At 71.2% G+C, this 1,770-nt stretch carries 1 protein-coding gene; it reads right to left on the bottom strand.

The genetic code is table 11. The features are described 5' to 3' along the window. Nucleotides 1-1,770 (bottom strand): fimbria/pilus outer membrane usher protein (locus AC1DYN_RS32330; RefSeq protein WP_477966857.1); only part of this gene is annotated, 1,770 nt, incomplete at both ends.

Genomic DNA, 1,770 nt, shown 5'->3' with positions numbered 1-1,770 from the left:
GTGCCATCGGCGCGCACCAGCGTGAGCGTTGCTGCCGCATAGCGTTCGATCGCGAAGCGCGCCACCACGCCGGCATTCTGGCGCGGCACGATCTCGAGGACCGTGCGCGGGATGCGGGTATCGGACGGCAGCGACGACGGGTCGATCGCGATCCGGCTGGCGGCGTATGGCTGCAGGTCGGGCACCAGCAGGCGCCCGTTGCGGTCGGTGCGGCCGATCGGGCGATTGTCCTGCAGCACCRGCAGGTCGGGCGCGCCGCTCGAGACGAGCGCGAAGCCGCGCCCGACATTGCGCGCGGTGATCAGCGCGCCATCCATCGCGACGATGGCGCCGCTGACATCCAGGCTCGTGTTGCGGCTCTCGCCTACGCGCTGCGTCGACACGATCGCGCGGCCGTGCGCGCCCAGGTATTGCACCTGGGCCTGGTCGTAGCGCTGCGCCCCGGTCTTGCCTGCCTGGACGGCCCAGCCGAGGCCACCGTCGAAGTCCGGCGCGCGGCCCATCGACACCGACGCCACCTGCTCGCCGCGCTGGCGCCCCGCATTGGCGTTGACCGCCACGCGCGAATCGAAGGCCATGCTGAAGGTGGCCGTGATGCCCCGTTCGGCACGCCGCTCGAGGTCCTGGAACGCGCCCAGGCTGAAGTAGCCGCGCTGGCCGACGCTGCGCGACCAGGCCAGCGACACGGTGCGCGTCACCTGGGACGGAACCGGGGTCGGGGCCAGCCCGGCCAGCCTGCTCAGCGGGTTGCCGAACGGATCGGGCACCGGCGCGACGCCCGCTACCAGCGGCGTGCGCAGCTGAATCAGGTTCATACTGAAGCTGTTGCCGGCGAACGCGGTGCTGATGCTGGCCCGGTCGAGCGCGCGCGGCACCGGCGTGCCTTCGAGCGTGCCCAGGTCGCCGAAGCTGGCGCTGGCGCGGATCGATTGCAGGTCGAGCGCGAAGCGTGGCGACACATACTGGTAGCCGAGCGTGGCTTGCCAGCCACGATAACGGCCGGCGCTGGCCGCCAGTGCGCCGCTGGCCACGCCGGCGCCCGGCACGCGCGCAAGCACACCGCCGCCGACCAGCACCTGGCCGCTACCGGCTTCGGCATGCCCTTCCAGCGTCAGGCGATCGGTCCAGCCGTGGCGCACCGAGCCCACTGCCGCCGGACCGCCGTAGCGGAACGATGCGACGCCATAATCGCGCCGCAGCGCGCCAAGGGAGACGGCAAAATCGGTCAGGCCGCGCGCCAGCAGGCGGGTGTCGACGTACAGCGGCAGCGTGGTGGCGACTTCGCGTCCCAGCGCATCGCGCGTGATGACGGTGGCCTGGCCGGCGCCGTTCAGGCCCGCCACCTGGTCGACCACGAACGGGCCGGTGGGCACCCTGGTGCTGAACTGGCGCACGTTGTTCACGAACAGGTCCACGCTCGTGGGCACGACGGCCGAACCGGCAATCGAGGCCACCGGATACGTCACCAGGTCCGGGCGCAGCTCGAAGTTGCGGCGCCACTCGATGCCACCCAGGCGCAGCGCGCGCGACCAGCTCAGCGCCGGGGTGACGGTGTCGCCCAGTTGCACGGTGGTCAAACGGTCCTGGTTGGCGTAAGTCCAGGTGGTGTCATAACGCGTGTAGCCGCGCTCTTCGCCGCGCAGGATGGCCGCGCCGGTGCTGCTCAAGCTGCCGTGCGGATCGAAATAACGCAGGTCGAGATTGCTGGCCACCGAGCCGCCGCTGCTCTGGGCGAACACGTTGTAGTTCAAGAGCATGCCGCGGCTGGCC

This window comes from Rhizobacter sp. P2_D12 (assembly GCF_056404395.1).
Note: the sequence above shows the minus strand (reverse complement) of the source record. Positions and strands in the feature narration are given on the sequence as shown.